Source organism: Qipengyuania profundimaris, assembly GCF_030717945.1.
Lineage (GTDB): Bacteria > Pseudomonadota > Alphaproteobacteria > Sphingomonadales > Sphingomonadaceae > Qipengyuania > Qipengyuania profundimaris.
The window spans coordinates 408366-426290 of sequence record NZ_JAVAIM010000001.1 but is presented as its reverse complement, the minus strand read 5'-3'; the positions used below and the strand labels follow the sequence as shown (position 1 = coordinate 426290).

The following is a 17925-nucleotide window of genomic DNA, read 5'->3' as shown; positions in this document are numbered from 1 at the left end:
GGTTCGCTTCGTTGAGGAAGCGTATGCGCGGGCACGGAGGAGGACGCTTCGCTTATGGGCAGTCAGCCGCCCCTCGATCATGGTGGTCTTTACGATCCCCGCAACGAACACGACGCCTGCGGCGTCGGCATGGTCGCGCATATCAAGGGCGCAAAAAGCCACAACATCGTCACCCAGGCGCTGGAGATTCTCGCCAATCTCGACCACCGCGGCGCGGTCGGTGCGGACCCCCTGCTCGGCGATGGTGCGGGCATCCTGCTGCAAATCCCCGATCCCTTGTTCCGCAAATGGGCCGAGGCGAGGGATTACGACCTCCCCGCGCCAGGCGATTACGCGGTGGCCATGTGTTTCCTGCCGCAAGCCGACGAAGCGCGTGAGTTCGTCGAGCGGCAGCTGGAACGATTCGCCGAGAAGGAAGGCCAGCGCGTCATCGGCTGGCGCGACGTACCTGTCACGCTGGACGGGCTCGGCAAGGCCGTGGTCGATTCCATGCCGGTCATCCGCCAATGCGTGATCGGGCGCGGCACCAATTGCACCGACCAGGACGCCTTCGAGCGCAAGCTGGTCGTGATCCGCAAGCAGACGCTGAACCCGCTTGCGGCGCTTGAGCAGAAGCACGGCATCCCGACCCTTTCGACCGCCTATATCCCGAGCTTTTCGAGCCGGACCGTCGTCTACAAGGGCCTGCTGCTCGCCAACCAGGTCGGCAGTTTCTACGACGATCTGCGCGATTCCGATTGCGTGTCCGCACTGGGCCTCGTCCACCAGCGCTTCAGCACCAACACCTTCCCCAGCTGGCGGCTGGCGCACCCCTATCGCTTCATGGCGCATAATGGCGAGATCAACACGGTTCGGGGCAATGTGAACTGGATGGAAGCGCGCCGCCGCACGATGGAAAGCGACCTGCTAGGCGCGGACCTCGACAAGATGTGGCCGCTGATCCCGCACGGCCAGTCCGACACTGCCTGCCTCGACAATGCGCTCGAGCTGCTGATTACCGGCGGCTACAGCCTCGCGCATTCGATGATGATGCTGATGCCGGAAGCATGGGCGAAGAACACGCTTATGGATCCAGCGCGCCGCGCTTTCTACGAATATCACGCCGCGCTGATGGAGCCCTGGGATGGACCGGCTGCGGTGTGCTTCACCGACGGTCGCCAGATCGGTGCCTGCCTCGACCGCAACGGCCTGCGCCCGGCGCGCTGGTGCACGACGAAGGACGACCTCGTCGTCCTCGCCTCGGAAAGCGGTGTGCTGCCGTTTAAGGACGAGGACATCACGCGCAAGTGGCGCCTCCAGCCCGGCAAGATGCTGCTGATCGACCTCGAGGAAGGCCGCATCGTCGAGGACGAGGAGGTCAAGGCAGACCTCGCTGCGGCGGAGCCTTACGAGGCGTGGCTGAAGAAGGCGCAGTACAAGCTCGCCGATCTCGACCATATCGATGCCGAGCTGTCGGATTTTCCCGCGGCTGAAGGCTCCCTGTCGGCCAGCGACCTGCTTACGCGCCAGCAGGCGTTCGGCTACACGCAGGAGGACATCTCCCGCTTCCTCGAGCCGATGGCGCGCGGCAGCGAGGACCCGATCGGGTCGATGGGCACCGACACGCCGATCGCCGTATTGTCCGACCGCAGCCGCCCGCTTTACGACTACTTCAAGCAGAACTTCGCGCAGGTGACCAACCCGCCGATCGATCCGATCCGCGAGGAACTGGTGATGAGCCTGCTCTCCATGATTGGCCCGCGCCCCAACCTGCTGGGCCGCGACGGGGGTACGCACAAGCGCCTCGAAGTCAGCCAGCCGATCCTCACGAACGAGGACCTTGCCAAGATCCGCTCGGTCGAAGCCGCACTCGACGGTGCGTTCCGCACCGCCACGATCGACATCACCTGGGATGCAAGCACCGGGGCCGACGGCCTCGCGATGGCGCTGAAGGAAATGTGCTGGGCCGCGACCGAAGCGGTTCTCGGCGATGCAAACATCCTGATCCTGTCCGACCGGGCGCAGGGGCCGGACCGGATCGCCATGCCCGCCCTGCTGGCGACGGCAGCCGTGCACCACCAGCTCGTACGCCAGGGCCTGCGGATGCAGACCGGCCTCGTCATCGAGACCGGCGAGGCGCGCGAAGTGCACCATTTCTGCGCGCTGGCAGGCTATGGCGCGGAAGGCATCAACCCCTACGTCGCCTTCGAGACGCTGGAGCACTTGCGCGCGGATCGCTTCCCCGATCTCGAACCGGGTGATGTCGCGAAGAACTATGTGAAAGCCATCGGCAAGGGCATTCTCAAGGTCATGTCCAAGATGGGCATCTCGACCTACCAGTCCTATTGCGGGGCGCAGATCTTCGACGCGGTCGGACTCAATTCCGATTTCATCGACACCTATTTCACCGGCACCGCGACCACGATCGAGGGCATCGGCCTGAAGGAAGTCGCGGAAGAAGCGGTCATGCGCCATGCGCAGGCCTATGGCGACAGCCCGCTCTACAAGGGCATGCTCGATGTCGGCGGCATCTACCAGTATCGCATCCGGGGCGAGGCGCATGCCTGGACCCCGCAATCGGTCGCACAGCTGCAGCATGCGGTGCGTGGCAAGGATGCGAAGAATTACGAGGAATTCGCTCGCTCGGTAAACGAGCAGAGCGAACGCCTGCTGACCATCCGCGGCTTGATGGAGCTGACCCCGGCGGAGCAGCCGCTCGACATCGACGAGGTCGAACCGGCAGTCGAGATCGTGAAGCGTTTCAGCACGGGCGCGATGAGCTTCGGCTCGATCAGCCACGAGGCGCATTCGACGCTGGCCATCGCCATGAACCGCCTCGGCGGGCGCTCGAACACCGGTGAGGGTGGCGAGGAGCCTGAGCGCTTCGTGCCGCTGGATAATGGCGACTCGATGCGCAGCCGGATCAAGCAGGTGGCGAGTGGCCGCTTCGGCGTGACCACGGAATATCTCGTCAATTCGGACGATATCCAGATCAAGATGGCGCAGGGTGCCAAGCCCGGCGAAGGCGGCCAGCTGCCCGGTCACAAGGTCGACAAGCGCATCGGCAAGGTGCGGCATTCGACCCCGGGCGTGGGCCTGATTTCGCCCCCGCCGCATCACGACATCTATTCGATCGAGGATCTGGCGCAGCTGATCCACGACCTCAAGAACGTGCAACCGAAGAGCCGTATCTCGGTAAAGCTGGTTTCCGAGGTCGGCGTCGGCACGGTCGCTGCGGGCGTCTCCAAGTCCAAAGCGGACCATATCACGATCTCGGGCTACGAAGGCGGCACGGGCGCGAGCCCGCTGACCAGCCTGACGCATGCCGGGTCCCCGTGGGAAATCGGCCTTGCCGAAACGCAGCAGACGCTGCTGCTCAACGATCTGCGCAGCCGCATCGCGGTGCAGGTCGACGGCGGGCTGCGCACGGGCCGCGATGTTGCCATCGGCGCGCTGCTGGGCGCGGACGAGTTCGGCTTCGCCACGGCCCCGCTGATCGCGGCGGGTTGCATCATGATGCGCAAGTGCCACCTCAATACCTGCCCGGTCGGTGTCGCGACGCAGGATCCGGTGCTGCGCAAGCGCTTCGTCGGCACGCCCGAGCACGTCATCAACTACTTCTTCTTCGTCGCGGAAGAGCTGCGCCAGATCATGGCGACCATGGGCTTCCGCACGGTCGAAGAAATGATCGGCCGCGTCGAGCGGATCGACATGCGCCGGGTGGAACGTCACTGGAAGGCGCATGGCGTAGACTTGAAGCGCATTCTCCATGCCGTGCCGCTGGAGGAGGGCCGCAAGCCCTATCACACCGAAACCCAGGACCACGGGCTCGCCGCGGCCATGGATGTCGAGCTGATCGACGCCTGCAAGCCCGCCATCGAGAGCGGACAAGCAGTCCAGCTGACCCGCACCATCCGCAATGTGAACCGCACCGTTGGCGCCATGCTGTCAGGCCGGATCGCCGAGGCGCATGGGCATGCCGGCCTCGCCCCTGAAACGATCCGGATCGACTTCACCGGTGTGGCCGGCCAGAGCTTCGGCGCGTGGCTGGCCCACGGCGTCACGCTGAGCCTGACGGGCGATGCCAACGACTATGTCGGCAAAGGCCTTTCGGGCGGTCGGATCGTGGTGCGCCAGCCGGACGAAGCTCCGCGCAAGCCGGGCAACAACATCATCGTCGGCAATACCGTCCTTTACGGCGCCATCGCGGGCGAGGCCTATTTCGAAGGCGTCGCGGGCGAGCGCTTCGGCGTACGCAATTCGGGCGCGGTCGCAGTGGTCGAAGGCACCGGCGATCACGGCTGCGAATACATGACCGGCGGGGTGGTCTGCGTGCTCGGCAGCACGGGCCGCAACTTCGCCGCGGGCATGAGCGGCGGGATCGCCTATGTCTACGATCCCGAAGGCACCTTCGAAAAGCTCCTGAACCACGCCCAGGTCGATTTGCTCGACGTCACGCCCGGCGATGGCGAAGGCGCGGAGAAGAGCTGGGGCGAACCCCAGCAACGCGGCCGGTCGGTCGACGATGCAGGCATGGGCGACCCGCTCTATCACGATGCCGCGCGGCTCAAGATCCTCGTCGAGCGGCACCAGCTGCACACCGGCTCGGCCAAGGCGAAGGCGTTGCTCGACAACTGGGCCGGCGAGCTCAAGCATTTCCGCAAGGTCATGCCGCGCGACTACGCCAAGGCGCTCAAGGCTCTCGAAGACGAACGCGAGAATGCAGCGATGGAGGCTGCGGAATAATGGGCAAGGAAACCGGCTTTCTCGAATACGAGCGCGAGGATCGCACTTATCGCGATCCCGAAGAACGCCTGAACCATTACAAGGAATTCGTCGTCCCGCTGTCGGAGGACCAGCTCCGCACGCAGGCGGCGCGCTGCATGAACTGCGGCATTCCCTACTGCCACAACGGCTGTCCGGTGAACAACATCATCCCGGACTGGAACCACCTCGTCTACGAGGACGACTGGAAGAACGCGCTCGAGGTCCTGCACTCGACCAACAACTTCCCGGAGTTCACCGGCCGCGTCTGCCCCGCCCCGTGCGAGGCGGCCTGCACGCTGAACCTCATCGACAGCCCGGTCACCATCAAGTCCATCGAATGCGCGATCATCGATCGCGGCTTCCAGGAAGGCTGGGTCAAGCCTCAGCTGCCGGAGAAGCGGACCGGAAAGTCGGTGGCGGTAATCGGCAGCGGCCCTGCCGGCCTCGCCTGCGCGCAGCAGCTGGCGCGTGCTGGCCATGCCGTTACGGTGTTCGAAAAGAGCGACCGCATCGGCGGGCTGCTGCGCTACGGCATCCCCGACTTCAAGATGGAGAAGCACCTCATCAATCGCCGCGCGGTGCAGATGGAGGCCGAAGGCGTCCAGTTCCGCACCAGCAGCGAAGTGGGTGTCGAGGTCAGCTTCCAGGCGCTGCAGGAGAATTTCGACGCGGTCGTCCTCGCGGGCGGCGCGGAAGAGGCCCGCATGCTCGACATTCCCGGCTCCGAGCTCAACGGCGTGCGTCTCGCGATGGAATTTCTCACTCAGCAGAACAAGCGCAATGCGGGCGACGACGAAGTGCGCGCCGCGCCGCGTGGTTCACTCACGGCAACCGGTAAGCACGTGATCGTGATCGGCGGCGGCGACACCGGCAGTGACTGCGTCGGCACCAGCAACCGCCAGGGCGCGGCCAGCGTCACTCAGCTGGAAATCATGCCCAAGCCGCCCGAAAGCGAAGACAAGGCGCTGACCTGGCCCGACTGGCCGGTGAAGCTGCGCACCTCGTCCAGCCACGAAGAGGGCGTCGACCGCGACTGGGCCGTGCTGACCAAGCGCGTGGTCGAGGAAAACGGCGATGTCGCCGGGCTCGAATGCGTCCGCGTCGAGTGGAAAGACGGCAAGATGCAGGAGATCGAGGGCAGCGAGTTCACGCTCAGGGCCGATCTGATCCTGCTGGCGATGGGCTTCACCGGCCCCAAGCGGCGCGGGCTGCTCGACCGGGCAGGCGTCGATCTCGACGGGCGCGGCAACGTGGCGGCGGATACCGAATGGTACCTCACCAGCGAGCCGAACGTGTTCGCCTGCGGCGACATGCGACGCGGGCAGAGCCTGGTCGTCTGGGCCATTCGCGAGGGCCGGCAGGCGGCGCATGCAGTCGACAAGGCGCTGATGGGCGAGACCCAGCTGCCGCGCTAGGCGCGTGGCCGACATCCTTATCACGGGCTGTTCGGGCGGCGGCAAGTCGACGCTGCTCGATGAACTGGAACGGCGCGGCCACACTGTCGTGCGCGAACCCGGGCGGCGCCTGATAGCGGCGGGTGTAACCCCGTGGGGTCATCTGCGCGGTTTTCTTACCGCCGCCGCCGACATGGCCCGCGCCGATCTCGGCTGGCACGCAGAGGCCACACGGCCGGTGTTCTACGATCGCGGGCTGATCGACGCGCTTGCCGGATTGGAGCGGGACGGAGGGCCGACGGTTGCAGAGGCGCTCGGTGCGGATCGGCCTTATGCAGGTGGGGTCTTTCTCGCACCGCCGTGGGCCGAAATCTATGCAAAGGACTCGATGCGCCAACACGACTTCGAAGCAGCCGTGGCCGAATTTAAGCATCTGGCATCGCTGCTTCCCACGCTCGGTTACAAGCCCGTCGAGCTACCATTCGTCAGCGTCGAGGAGCGCGCCGATTTCGTACTGGCGCACCTAGCCGCGTAGCTGCGGCACGCGATCCTCTAGCGCACCGAGAAATGCGGCGCTCTCATCGATCCGCAGCGCGATCCGGCGGACCCGCTGCTCCGCGCCAAGTAGCGGGCGCACTGTCAGTTCGCGATCCAGCTCAAGCATCGCATTGGGCCAGGACAGCATCGCGTGGTCGAACGTGTCGGCCGCCTTCACGTGCTCCGCACCGAAACTGGGCACGATGCACGCGATCGCATCGTAGGGCACTAGCAGGTCCACCATCGCGCCGCTGCGCACCCGCAGGCCGTGCTCGGTCAACAGCACCGGGTGGATGCGGAAGCCTTGCGCCAGGCCGACGATCCACAAGCCGCCCGCAATGCCGAGGCCGAACCAGATCCACGCGACGGTCGCATTCCACTGCATGAGGAGGAAATGTACCATCGCCAGCTCGATCGCCTGCAGCGCGAGGAACACATAGATCATCGGCAGCAGGAAGCGGTGATAGGAGAAGCCTTGCGCGCCTGCGGGAACGTCCTGAGCGCGCCACCAGCCACATAGTGCGAGCCGCATGATGCGTGATTCGGCGCTTATGAAGCGGACGAGCTTGGGCGGCAGGACGATCGCGGCGGCTTCCTCGACCGAAGCGCCACCAGACAGCGTGTGGACGATCAGCGCGCCGCTCCACGCCACGAACAGTGCCAGTGTCAGCGCGGCAGCAGCGAGTAGCGGAGGCATGCCGTGGATCGCTTCGCGCACCGGCGCGGCGGCTCCGACCAGCACGACGACGCTCGCCGCCGCGCCTGCGCCCAGCATCGCGCGCAGGCCGGGCTTGCGGTCCTCGGCCTTCGCGATGGTTGCGAGCAGCAGGCTTTCGGCGACGATCCAGGCGAACAGCAGCGCGGCGAGCGCGGCATTGGCCGCCGCCCAATCGGTAAAGGTCATCGCGCGCGCGAACGCTATGGCAAGCAGGGGGAGGACGATCGGCGCGAGGCGGATCAGGCGGGCGGGAAGCTGCCGTTCCATGTCCCCTACCTACACCTTTCCCGATGTCAGGCGAAGCGCTTACCCGTCATCGCCTGTTGCGTCAGGCGCATCAGCCTTGGGTGCGGCCACGTGCCTGCACCGCCGTCCGGCGCGCCTCGACTTCCTCCGGGCTGACCGCGCTGTTCTTTGCGGAAGACAGCTTGTGCTCGATCGCAAGCCCCTCGCCGAAGCTCGCCGCATAGCCCTCGTCGATCAGCGCCTTGTATTGCGCGAGGAAGGCGGGATCGATGGTCGCCATATCGGCGGCGATGCGGCGTGCCTCGGGCAGCAGCTGATCGGGCGCGACCACGCGGTTGACGAGCCCCCAGCGCTCGGCCGTTTCGGCGTCGAGGAAATTGCCGGTGAAGCTCAATTCCTTGGCCCGGCTGATGCCGATCATGCGGCTGAGCTTTTGCGACAACCCCCAGCCCGGCACGATGCCGACTCGCGCATGGGTATCGGCGAACCGCGCATTGGTGCTGGCGATCAGCACGTCGCAGGCGAGCGCGACCTCGAAGCCGCCGGTAATCGCCACGCCGTTGATCGCCCCGATCACCGGCTTGCGGCACACTTCGATCGCCTTGACCGGGTTTTCGTCTGCGCCCTCGGCATTGGCGGCACCCAGCGCGCCCGCTTCGCTGCCGAGTTCCTTGAGGTCGAGGCCGGCCGTAAAAGCGCGCTCTCCCGCTCCGGTCAGGATCACCGCGCGCACCTCGTCGTCCGCGTCGAGCCCGGTCATCACCTCATAGAGCCGGTGGCGCAGCGCCTTCGACAGCGCATTCATCGCTTCGGGACGGTTGAGGGTGACGGTCGCGATGCCGTCGGCGATTTCGGTGAGGATGAGATCGGTCATGCCGTGCAGACTAGCGGATAGGTTGCAGCTTGCAATCGGCCCGTCACTCGCGTTGAGTGCGCGCGAGAGAAACGAGAGGAGACGCGCAGATGGCATTCCAACCCTTCGACCTCACCGGCAAGGTGGCCGTGGTGACCGGCGGCAATGGCGGCATCGGCCTTGGTATGGCCGAAGGGCTCGCCGCGGCCGGGGCGGATGTCGCCATCTGGGGCCGCAACGCGTCCAAGAACGCTTCCGCTCTGGATCGGCTGAAAGCGCATGGCACGCGCGTCGAGGCGCTGGAGGTCGATGTCGCCGACGAGCAGGCGGTGGTCGATGCCATGGCGGAAAGCCTTTCGCGCCTTGGCCGGATCGACACCTGCATCGCCAATGCCGGGGTGGGCGGCGGTGCCCCGCTCACCGAGCAGACCACCGAGCAGTGGCGCAAGGTTACTACGGTCAATCTCGACGCAGTTTTTTGGACGTTCCGCGAAGCATCGAAGCACATGGTCGAGCGCGCTGAGAGTGGCGACAAGGGCGGATCTCTGCTGGTCACCTCCAGCGTGTCCGCCATTCACGGCGCTCCGCAGAACCAGGCCTATGCCGCGACCAAGGCCGGGGTGCTGGCGATGGTGCGCGGTACGGCGGTAGAGCTCGCCCGCCACGGCATTCGCGCCAATGCGGTACTGCCCGGCTGGATCGCCACCGAAATGACCGAGCGCCTGCAAAACTGGGACGCTTTCAACGAAAAGGCCATCGGCCGCGTCCCTATGCGCCGCTGGGGCGAGGGCGAGGATTTCGCCGGCATCGCCGTCTATTTCGCCTCAGATGCCAGCAAGTTCCACACCGGCGATTCGGTGGTAATCGACGGGGGTTATTCGATTTTCTGATACATTAGGCTTGGCCGCTTTCCACGCGCGCTGCAGCACGGGCACCTCGGCGACCGGCATGTACCAGATCTGGTAAAGGCCTGCCGCTTCGCCGCGCTGTGGCCGGCTGCTGGTGAACACGATGTACTCGCCGTCCGGCGTCACCCGGGCCGCGAAATCGGCGTGGCGAGAATTGACCGCCGGACCGAGCGGTTCGGGGTCGGACCAGCCGCTCGGCAACCGAACCGAAACGAACACGTCCGATCCGCCTTCGCCGCCACGATCGGCATAGGACATCAGCATCAGCCGACCGTCGGGTCGCACCCACATGCCGTCGTCTTCGCCGATGGAGTTGATCGGGGCAGGCAGCGGCTGCGCCTTGCGGTAACCGCCCGCGCCGTCGCTCTTGGCGACATAGACGTCTCGCAAGCCAACGCCATCGGTCCGCTCGGTCCAGAAATAGAGGTCTCCCTCCGTGGTCAGACTCGGCGCGGTTTCGTTGTTCACGAAGCGCAATGTGCGGACCTTGCCGCCGCGGATGCGATTGATGTCGGGCTCGTCGATCGGGACCGGCTGTGCGTCGGGCTCTGTAAGATCGAGGCTGAAAAGATCGAAGTCGTTATCGACATTCTCGCCCCGATGCCGCGGGCGAGACGGCGACCACGAAAACAGCAATCTTTCGCCGTCGGGCGTAACGCTCGGATAGTCCACTCGGCCAGGCTTCGGCAAGTCGACACGCTCCGCCGCACTCCACCCCGTCGGTGTTCGGCGGGCCCGCATGAGCAATTGCGGGCAGTCGGGGATGAGGCGGCAATCGGCCTGGGCGAAATAGATCGTCCGGCCATCCGGGCTGAACCCCGGTGACAGGGTCGCGCGGCCCTCTTGCCCGAGCGCCTCGGGAGCAAAGAGCCGAGGCTGTTCGAAGGCGGTCGGCGGTTCGGCACTTTCGCGAGGAACCTCGTCGGTCGGGACACCGAAGAGGCTGGTGAAAAATACGATGAGGGCGTCAAGCATAGGATAATCCTTGCTGGAAGTGTCCGGTCTGGTCGTACCGATGTACTGCGCCTTCAAGCGTGGTAGCGCCCGATAGGACTTGCATGGCGATCGTTTTAGTTCAGGATTGCGTTCAAGATGAGCGAAATCGGCCAAAGCCCTCTCGATGCCGCAGACAAGCGCATTCTTCGCGAAGTGCAGACCGACCTGCGGCGACCGCCGGAGGACATCGCCCAGGCAGCGGGAATGTCCGTGTCCAGCCTGCGCCGACGGCTTGCGCGGCTGCGGGCAGAGGGCGTGATCCGGAAGGAAGTCGCGATCGTCGATCCCGCGAAGCTCGGTATCGAAATCATCGTTTCGGTCTTCATGCTGGAAGAGCACAGCGATGGCTACGACCGCTTCAAGCGCCGGATGAGAAACGCCGACGCGGTAACCCAATGCTACAGCGTGACCGGCGAGGCCGACCTGATCCTACATGTGGTCATGCCGGACATGCAAAGCTTCGAGGACTGGATCAACGCGGAAATACTGGCCGATCCCTCGGTGCGGCGCTGTACGTCGAATGTTGTCTATTCACGGATCAAATACGAGACTGCGGTTCCGGTTTGATCGCCAGCGCCACAAGTGGCCGGATACTGCACGGGGCTTTGCCCGCTCACAAAGCCCAGTCGATAGCTTGCCGCCCGTTGGCAGCGAGAAACGCATTGGTCCGGCTGAAGGGCTTCGACCCAAAGAACCCGCGATGGGCGGATAGCGGGCTGGGGTGCGGGCTTTCGATCACAAGGTTCCTCCCATCGCGCAGGCCGGGAATGCGCTTGGCCTTGGCCTGCGCGTGGCTACCCCAGAGGATGAAGACGCTCGGGGTCGGGCGCGCCGCGACTGCTGCAACGCAGGCATCGGTGATGGCGTCCCACCCGCGCCCGGCATGGCTGCCCGCCTGCCCCGCCTCGACCGTCAGCGCATTGTTGAGCAGCAGCACGCCTTGCCGTGCCCAGGCCGAGAGATCGCCGTGTGTGGGGCGCGGAATGCCGAGATCGCTTTCCAGTTCCTTGTAGATATTCACGAGGCTCGGTGGGACTTTCACGCCTTCCGGCACGGCGAAGCACAGGCCCATCGCCTGCCCCGGACCGTGGTAGGGGTCCTGCCCGAGAATGACGACCTTGACCGCTTCGAGCGGAGTGAGTTCCAGTGCCCTGAGACGACAACCGCGTGCGGGATAGATCGTCTTGCCGGCGTCTTCCTCGGCGCGCAGCCAGCCCCCGAGCCGCCGCGCCTCCTCGCTATCGAGGACCGGGTCGAGCACCGGTTTCCAACTGTCGGGTATGGTTTCTGCCAAGGCCATCGTCCTGCGGGATCGAGCGAAGCAGCGAGACGTGGACGTTGCCGCCCCGCCACTTCGCTCTCAAGCGAAAGGGATAGAGACAGGCGAACCGATGAACCAGCACCCCTTCCCAGCAATCCCCAATCGGCCTAAGGCTCCCGCCCATGGCAGTGCATTTCCACGAAGAAGACCTCCCCGCAGGCGTGCTCGCCGATGGCCCGGTGGCCGTCGATACCGAAACGATGGGGCTGATTACCAAGCGCGACCGGCTGTGCCTGGTCCAGATCAGCGATGGCCAGGGGGACGAGCATCTCGTCCGCTTCGGGCCGGAGAGCAATTACGATGCGCCCAATCTCAAGGCGGTGCTGGGCGATCAGAACCGCCTCAAGCTCTACCATTTCGCGCGCTTCGACCTCGCGGCGATCGAGCATTACCTCGGCGTGATGGCCGCGCCCTGCTATTGCACCAAGATCGCCAGCAAGCTGGTGCGCACCTATACCGATCGGCACGGGCTCAAGAATCTCGTCGACGAACTGCTCGGCGAAAGCATGTCGAAGGTCCAGCAAAGCTCCGACTGGGGCGGTCCGGACATCAACGAGGCGCAGCGCGAATATGCGGCGAGCGACGTTCGCTTCCTCCATCGTATGCGCGAGGAATTGAATCGGCGGCTCGAACGCGAAGGCCGAATGGAAATGGCGCAGGCCTGTTTCGACTTCCTGCCCACTCGCGCCCGGCTCGATATCGCCGGATGGGCGGATCACGACATCTTCAGCCACGCGTAAGGAGCGAAAGGGCAAGCCCGCGCCATGGTGTTCCGGCAACGCAGGATCGAAACGGACGATGCGAAGGCGCTGCGGGGCCGGCGGCAGGACTGGGCCGAACCGGGCGGGTCGCACGACAAGCTCGTTGGATTCCTCGCCAAGGCGCTGCCGATGGCGGTGGGTGTCCTTGCAGCCTTCATGGTCATCACGCCGCTCAGCCCGCGCGGCGAGATCAGCTTCCTGCTCGACCGGGACAAGGTCGCGGTAATCGACGAGCGCTTGCGGGTCGATAATGCGCTCTATCGCGGCGAGGACGACGACGGACGACCGTTCTCGCTTACGGCAGGCGAGGCGGTGCAGCGATCGAGCGCGGAAGGCATCGTGCGGATGAACGATCTGGTCGCCCGATTGCTGCTGAACGACGGGCCTGCGCGCGTTTCTGCCAATGGTGGCCAATATGAACTCGACGATCAGATCGTGTCGGTGAACGGCCCGCTGCTGATGGTGGCTGCCGATGGCTATCGCATGGTGGCGCGCGGCGTGTCGGTGAACCTTGCGGAGAAGACCGTAACCGGCGAAGGCGGTGTCGAGGGAGCAATTCCTGCAGGGACGTTCAGCGGCAATCGCTTCGATGCAGATCTCGAAGCGCGTACCATTTCCCTGTCCGGCAATGCGCGCTTGCGCATGGTGCCCGGCAAGCTGAGAATGCCGAATTGAGGATGCCTGAGATGACCAAGCTCGTTCCCACCATGGCCCGCTGGGGCATCGCCGGTTTCGTGGCCACGCTTGCTGCCGTCGGCGGGATGCAATTGCAGGCGCAGGCGATCGCTGGGCACAATTCCAACGCGCCCGTTTCCTACGCCGCCGACCGGATCGAACTGCAGGACCGGCAGAACCGCGTGGTGCTGTCAGGTAGCGTCCGCATCACGCAGGCCGGTCTGTCGCTCACCGCCGGTCGCACCATCGTCAATTATTCGGACGCGGGCAGCCTCCAAATCCAGCGGATCATGGCCACCGGCGGCGTCGACGTGCAGCGCGGCAACGAGCGCGCGCGCGGCGACACGGCGGTCTACGACTTCAACCGGCGGATCATCACCATGGCCGGCAACGTCCGCCTCAATCGCGGCGGGGACACGCTGAACGGCGGACGGCTGGTGATCGATCTTGCGAGCGGCGTCTCCAGCGTGGACGGCAGCGCGAGCGGCTCGTCTTCCGTCACCGGGCAGAGCTCAACAACTTCGGGTGGCCGCGTGACCGGGACCTTCTCCGTTCCCGAAAACTGAGGCACGGCCCATGGAGGGGCTGCCGATAAACCCGAAGCTGGCCAAGCTTGGTGGCCGACGGTCGCATTTACGGCAGTGGCCCCGTCTTGCGATATACGGCTATAAGGCGCTCGACGACTGGCTTCGCGCCTAGCGCCGCCCGGCGCCTGCCAGCTGGGCGATATTGGTGAGGCCCTGCGCCAGCAAAAGTTCGGCAGCTTGGCTGTTGGTCAGCAAATCGCGATGCATCTTGGTAAGCCCATGGGTCAGCCGGTCGAGCCGCCCCTTGCCGCGCCAGCGCGAGACCTGTTGACCGATCTCGCGATCCTCCTTCCAGAAGATACCCAGCCGCGCCTTCTCGCCCTTGTCGAGATCGCCATAACCACGCGATCCCAGCGCCGCCGCGATCCGCGCCAGTTGCGCCGCGCGCCGCTCGAACGCCAGCAGCACCCCCACAGGGTTGAGGCCAAGCTGCTTCATCCGCGCGATCTCCGGGGCGACCTTCGCGCTCTGCCCGCCCATCACCGCATTCACGAGCGGCATGAAGCCATCCTCTTCGCTCACCGCGCCGACCGCGTCGAGGTCTTCGGCGGTCGCGGGTTTCGGGCTTTGCGGGCTGGCGTCGAGATAGGTGGCGAGCTTGGTCACTTCGCTTTGCGCCAGCCGCACATCGAGATTGGCCCCGCGCGCCACGCGCTCCGCAAGATCACCGCCAAGCCGCACGCCCGCTGCATCGCCCATCGCGCGCACGCTCTGCGAAACCGAGCGCAGGTCGGGCGGATAGAACAATGCCACGACCGCATCCTTGCGCTTTTCCAGCAGCTTGGCGGTGCGCGATTTGTCGGTGGCGGAGGTGGCGACGACGATCACCGGGCACGCCTCGCCCGCGCCCATGTCGCCGGTCTCAAGGAGCGTCTTGAGCGCATCATGCGCCTCGTCGCCGCTTGCCCTGACCCAAATGTGGCGCTTGTCGCCGAACAGTGAGGTGGAGCGGGCTTCATCGCCTAACCGGGCAGGATCGCCGCGCAGGTCGGCGCCGCTCATCTCCACGCGTTCGCCCGGTTCGGGAAGCCAGCTGGCGAGGTCGCTGGCCGCCGCGCTCGCCCCGGCTTCGTCCTGGCCGCAGAAGAAGAACACGCCGCAATCCTGCGCCGCATTGCGGCCCTTGGCGGCGAAGTCCTTACTGGTGAGCTTCACGATTCCCCGCGCAACGTCAGCGCCACGCGCGTGACGATCCGCTGCGCCACATCCTCGGCGAGGTTCTCGAGCGCGGTCTGCTCGGCGGCGATGGTGGCGTATTCGCTGGAGACGACATCGATCCCGGCATCCGATCCGGCAGTCGCATCCAGCACGATCTCTCCGTTGGCGAGGTCGATCAGCTGGTAGCGCGCGCGCAGGGTGCGCCTCTCACGGCTGACGGTGTCGTCGCGCAGGATCGCGAGCCCTTCGAGCTGGTCGTCGAGTCGGACGTCGAGGCGATATTGGGGGCTGGCCGCGCCTGCCGCGCCGAGCCGGTCGTTCAGCGCATTGCGGACCAGCCAGCCGGCCTGCCCCTCGATCGGCGCGACATCGACCGCGGCCAGTCCGCGCGCCACTACGCCATCGCCGCCGCCCGCATACATCGGCGAGAGGCCGCAGGCGGTCAGCAACAGGGCGGAAAGGGAGACAAAAAAGGCGCGCATCACGTGACGATATTCACCAATCTGTCGGGCACGACAATGACCTTCCGAATCTCGGCCCCGTCAATCGAGCGCTGCACTTTCTCGCTGGCGAGCGCCATCGCTTCGAGATCCTCCTTGGCCGCGCCTTTCGGAGCGGTGAGCGTATCGCGCAGCTTGCCCTTGTGCTGGACCGCGATGGTCACTTCATCTTCGACCAGCAGCGCCGGATCGACCTCGGGCCAGCCTGCGTTTGCAATCAAGGAACCTTCACCAATCGAGGTCCACGCTTCTTCTGCAAGATGCGGCATCATCGGCGCGACGATTTGCATGAGCGTACGAATGGCTACTGAGCGGCTGAATGATGGATCTGCCTTCTCCACCGCTCCGGTCAGTTCGTAGATGCGCGCAACGGCTTTGTTAAATCCGAGTGATTCGATGTCTTCCGCCACCGCTGCGACAGTTTGGTGCGTCTTGCGATCAAGCGCTTTGTCTTCACCTCCGGCCGTCTCATCAAATGCCAAGAACAGCCGCCACAGACGGTGGACGAAGCGGCTGCATCCCTCGATACCGGCTTCCGACCACGGGAGGTCGCGCTCGGGCGGGCTGTCGGAGAGCATGAACCAGCGCACCGCGTCTGCGCCGTAGCTGTCGATGATCGTGTCGGGGTCGACGACGTTCTTCTTCGACTTCGACATCTTGATGACGCGGCCGATCTCGACCTCGCCGCCATCGGCGGTCAGCAGCGCGCGATCGGCCTCGCGACTGATCTCGTCGGGTGCGTAATAGACGGTCTTGCCACCTTCTTTCCGGCTGTAGGTCTCGTGCGTGACCATGCCTTGCGTGAACAGCGAGGCGAACGGCTCCTTTACTTCGATCTGCCCCATATGCGCCAGCGCGCGGGTCCAGAAGCGGGCGTAGAGCAGGTGCAGGATCGCGTGCTCGATGCCGCCGATATACTGCTCGACCGGCAGCCACTTGGCGACTTCTTCCGCATCGAACGGCTTGTCCGCGGGCTGGCTCGCGAAGCGCAGGAAATACCAGCTCGAGTCTACGAAGGTGTCGAGCGTGTCGGTCTCGCGTTCCGCCTTGCCGCCGCACTTGGGGCAGTCGACATGCTTCCACGTATCGTGGCGGACGAGTGGATTGCCGGGCGTCTGGAAGTCGACGTCCTCGGGCAAGGTGATCGGCAGGCTGTCCTTGGGCGCAGGCACGACGCCGCAGGCATCGCAGTGGATGAAGGGAATGGGCGTGCCCCAGTATCGCTGACGCGAAACGCCCCAGTCGCGCAGGCGCCAGACGGTCTTGCCTGTCCCCCGGCCCTGCTCCTCGACGCGGCGGATGACCTCGCGCTTGGCGTCTTCAACGCTCATGCCGTCGAGGAAATCCGAATTGACGATCACACCCTCACCCGCCTCCGCCTCGCCGTCGAAAGAGTTGCCAGCCTCCTTGACGCTCGGGGCAACGACGCGCGGTATGGGCAGGCCGTATTTGGTCGCGAATTCGAAGTCGCGCTGATCGTGACCGGGCACCGCCATGATGGCACCGGTGCCGTAATCCATCAGCACGAAGTTCGCGATGTAGACCTGCAAATCCGCGCCGGTGAAGGGGTGCTTGGCGGTGATGCCGGTGTCGAAGCCAAGCTTTTCGGCGGTTTCGAGTTCGGCAGCCGTCGTGCCGCCGCGCTTGCACAGCGCGATGAAATCACGCGCTTCCTCGCTGTCGATCGCTTGCGCCACCGGATGGTCGGCGGCGACCGCGACGAAGCTCGCGCCGAAAATCGTGTCTGGGCGCGTGGTGTAGACCGGCAGCTTCTCGCCATTCGAGAGGTCGAAGCTGAATTCGAGCCCCTTCGACTTGCCGATCCAGTTTTCCTGCATCAGCCGGACCTTGTCGGGCCAGTTCTCGAGGCTCCCGAGACCCTCCAGCAATTCTTCGGCGAAGTCGGTGATCTTGAGGAACCACTGGTTAAGCTTGCGCTTCTCGACCTCCGCGCCGCTGCGCCAGCCCTTGCCGTCGATCACCTGCTCGTTGGCGAGCACGGTCATGTCGACCGGGTCCCAGTTGACCTCGCTCTCCTTGCGGTAAACGAGGCCCGCTTCGTATAAATCGATGAACAGCGCCTGCTCGTGGCCGTAATAGTCCGGCTCGCAGGTCGCCAGCTCGCGGCTCCAGTCGAGCGCGAAGCCGAGGCGCTTAAGCTGCGCCTTCATGTGCTCGATATTGTCGCGGGTCCAGCCGCCCGGATGCACGCCCTTCTCCATCGCGGCGTTTTCCGCCGGCATGCCGAAGGCGTCCCAACCCATAGGGTGCAGCACCTCGTGCCCGGTCGCCTTCTTGTAGCGCGCCAGCACGTCGCCCATCGTGTAATTGCGCACGTGGCCGATATGGATGCGCCCCGAGGGATAGGGAAACATCTCCAGCACGTAGCTCTTGGGCTTGGGAGAATCGCTGTCGGCGCGGAAGGTCTCCGCCTCCTCCCACGCATTTTGCCAGCGCGCATCGGCGCTGGCGGGATCGAAACGGGTATCGCTGCTCATGCGAGCGGCCTTACCCGTTTTGCGCGT

At 65.2% G+C, this 17925-nt stretch carries 15 protein-coding genes; 8 read left to right on the top strand and 7 right to left on the bottom strand.

Annotated elements, in window-relative coordinates; translation table 11 throughout:
* The first annotated feature begins 54 nt into the window (after positions 1-54).
* From gltB to Q9K02_RS02125, 3 genes are read left to right on the top strand one after another with little or no spacing between them, the layout of a single operon-like run.
* The gene (gltB, locus tag Q9K02_RS02135; protein WP_305931397.1) at positions 55-4725 is read left to right on the top strand and encodes a glutamate synthase large subunit; all 4671 of its coding nucleotides are present in this window, start codon (positions 55-57) and stop codon (positions 4723-4725) included.
* A complete protein-coding gene (locus Q9K02_RS02130; protein ID WP_305931396.1) occupies positions 4725-6161 on the top strand; it encodes a glutamate synthase subunit beta in 1437 nt (478 codons plus the stop codon). Before gltB ends, Q9K02_RS02130 begins: the two co-directional genes overlap by 1 nt.
* 4 nt (positions 6162-6165) lie before the next feature.
* Positions 6166-6675 (top strand): AAA family ATPase, encoded by a 510-nt coding sequence (locus Q9K02_RS02125; RefSeq protein WP_305931395.1) that lies wholly within the window; start codon positions 6166-6168, stop codon positions 6673-6675.
* On the opposite strand, the gene Q9K02_RS02120 is transcribed toward Q9K02_RS02125, so the two are convergent.
* Positions 6664-7662 (bottom strand): hypothetical protein, encoded by a 999-nt coding sequence (locus tag Q9K02_RS02120; protein WP_305931394.1) that lies wholly within the window; start codon positions 7660-7662, stop codon positions 6664-6666. The two genes, Q9K02_RS02125 and Q9K02_RS02120, sit on opposite strands and share 12 nt — an antisense overlap.
* A 70-nt stretch (positions 7663-7732) precedes the next feature.
* A complete protein-coding gene (locus tag Q9K02_RS02115) occupies positions 7733-8515 on the bottom strand; it encodes an enoyl-CoA hydratase (RefSeq protein ID WP_305931393.1) in 783 nt (260 codons plus the stop codon).
* Between the two features lie 89 nt (positions 8516-8604).
* Between Q9K02_RS02115 and Q9K02_RS02110 the strand changes: the two genes are divergently transcribed.
* The gene (locus Q9K02_RS02110; RefSeq protein ID WP_305931392.1) at positions 8605-9384 is read left to right on the top strand and encodes an SDR family NAD(P)-dependent oxidoreductase; all 780 of its coding nucleotides are present in this window, start codon (positions 8605-8607) and stop codon (positions 9382-9384) included.
* Here Q9K02_RS02110 and Q9K02_RS02105 read toward each other — a convergent pair.
* On the bottom strand, positions 9319-10377 hold the full coding sequence (locus Q9K02_RS02105) for a TolB-like translocation protein (RefSeq protein WP_305931391.1): 1059 nt from the start codon (positions 10375-10377) through the stop codon (positions 9319-9321). The two genes, Q9K02_RS02110 and Q9K02_RS02105, sit on opposite strands and share 66 nt — an antisense overlap.
* Positions 10378-10494: 117 nt before the next feature.
* Between Q9K02_RS02105 and Q9K02_RS02100 the strand changes: the two genes are divergently transcribed.
* Positions 10495-10965, top strand: coding sequence for an Lrp/AsnC family transcriptional regulator (locus Q9K02_RS02100; protein WP_305931390.1), 471 nt, complete (start codon positions 10495-10497; stop codon positions 10963-10965).
* A 46-nt stretch (positions 10966-11011) separates the two neighbouring features.
* Here Q9K02_RS02100 and ung read toward each other — a convergent pair whose 3' ends face one another.
* The gene (gene ung / locus Q9K02_RS02095) at positions 11012-11692 is read right to left on the bottom strand and encodes a uracil-DNA glycosylase (RefSeq protein ID WP_305931389.1); all 681 of its coding nucleotides are present in this window, start codon (positions 11690-11692) and stop codon (positions 11012-11014) included.
* 149 nt (positions 11693-11841) lie between these two features.
* Here ung and Q9K02_RS02090 point away from each other — a divergent pair, with 149 nt between their 5' ends.
* Genes Q9K02_RS02090 through Q9K02_RS02080 form a run of 3 tightly spaced genes read left to right on the top strand, consistent with a single transcriptional unit; the run spans position 11842 to position 13721 of the window.
* Positions 11842-12459: a ribonuclease D gene (locus tag Q9K02_RS02090; RefSeq protein ID WP_305931388.1), complete on the top strand. Its 618-nt coding sequence runs from the start codon at positions 11842-11844 to the stop codon at positions 12457-12459.
* 24 nt (positions 12460-12483) lie between these two features.
* Positions 12484-13155, top strand: a complete 672-nt coding sequence (gene lptC, locus Q9K02_RS02085; protein ID WP_305931387.1) for an LPS export ABC transporter periplasmic protein LptC — start codon at positions 12484-12486, stop codon at positions 13153-13155.
* An 11-nt stretch (positions 13156-13166) separates the two neighbouring features.
* Positions 13167-13721, top strand: coding sequence for an LptA/OstA family protein (locus tag Q9K02_RS02080; RefSeq protein WP_305931386.1), 555 nt, complete (start codon positions 13167-13169; stop codon positions 13719-13721).
* Positions 13722-13850: 129 nt separating this feature from the next.
* Here Q9K02_RS02080 and holA read toward each other — a convergent pair whose 3' ends face one another.
* The 3 genes from holA to leuS are packed head-to-tail and all read right to left on the bottom strand — an operon-like array spanning position 13851 to position 17898.
* A complete protein-coding gene (gene holA, locus Q9K02_RS02075; protein WP_305931385.1) occupies positions 13851-14897 on the bottom strand; it encodes a DNA polymerase III subunit delta in 1047 nt (348 codons plus the stop codon).
* Positions 14894-15382 carry an LPS assembly lipoprotein LptE gene (lptE, locus tag Q9K02_RS02070; RefSeq protein WP_305931384.1) on the bottom strand — a complete coding sequence of 163 codons (489 nt, stop codon included), beginning with the start codon at positions 15380-15382 and terminating at the stop codon, positions 14894-14896. The genes holA and lptE overlap by 4 nt, the downstream gene beginning before the upstream one ends.
* A complete protein-coding gene (gene leuS / locus Q9K02_RS02065) occupies positions 15382-17898 on the bottom strand; it encodes a leucine--tRNA ligase (protein ID WP_305931383.1) in 2517 nt (838 codons plus the stop codon). The genes lptE and leuS overlap by 1 nt, the downstream gene beginning before the upstream one ends.
* Positions 17899-17925: the final 27 nt, after the last annotated feature.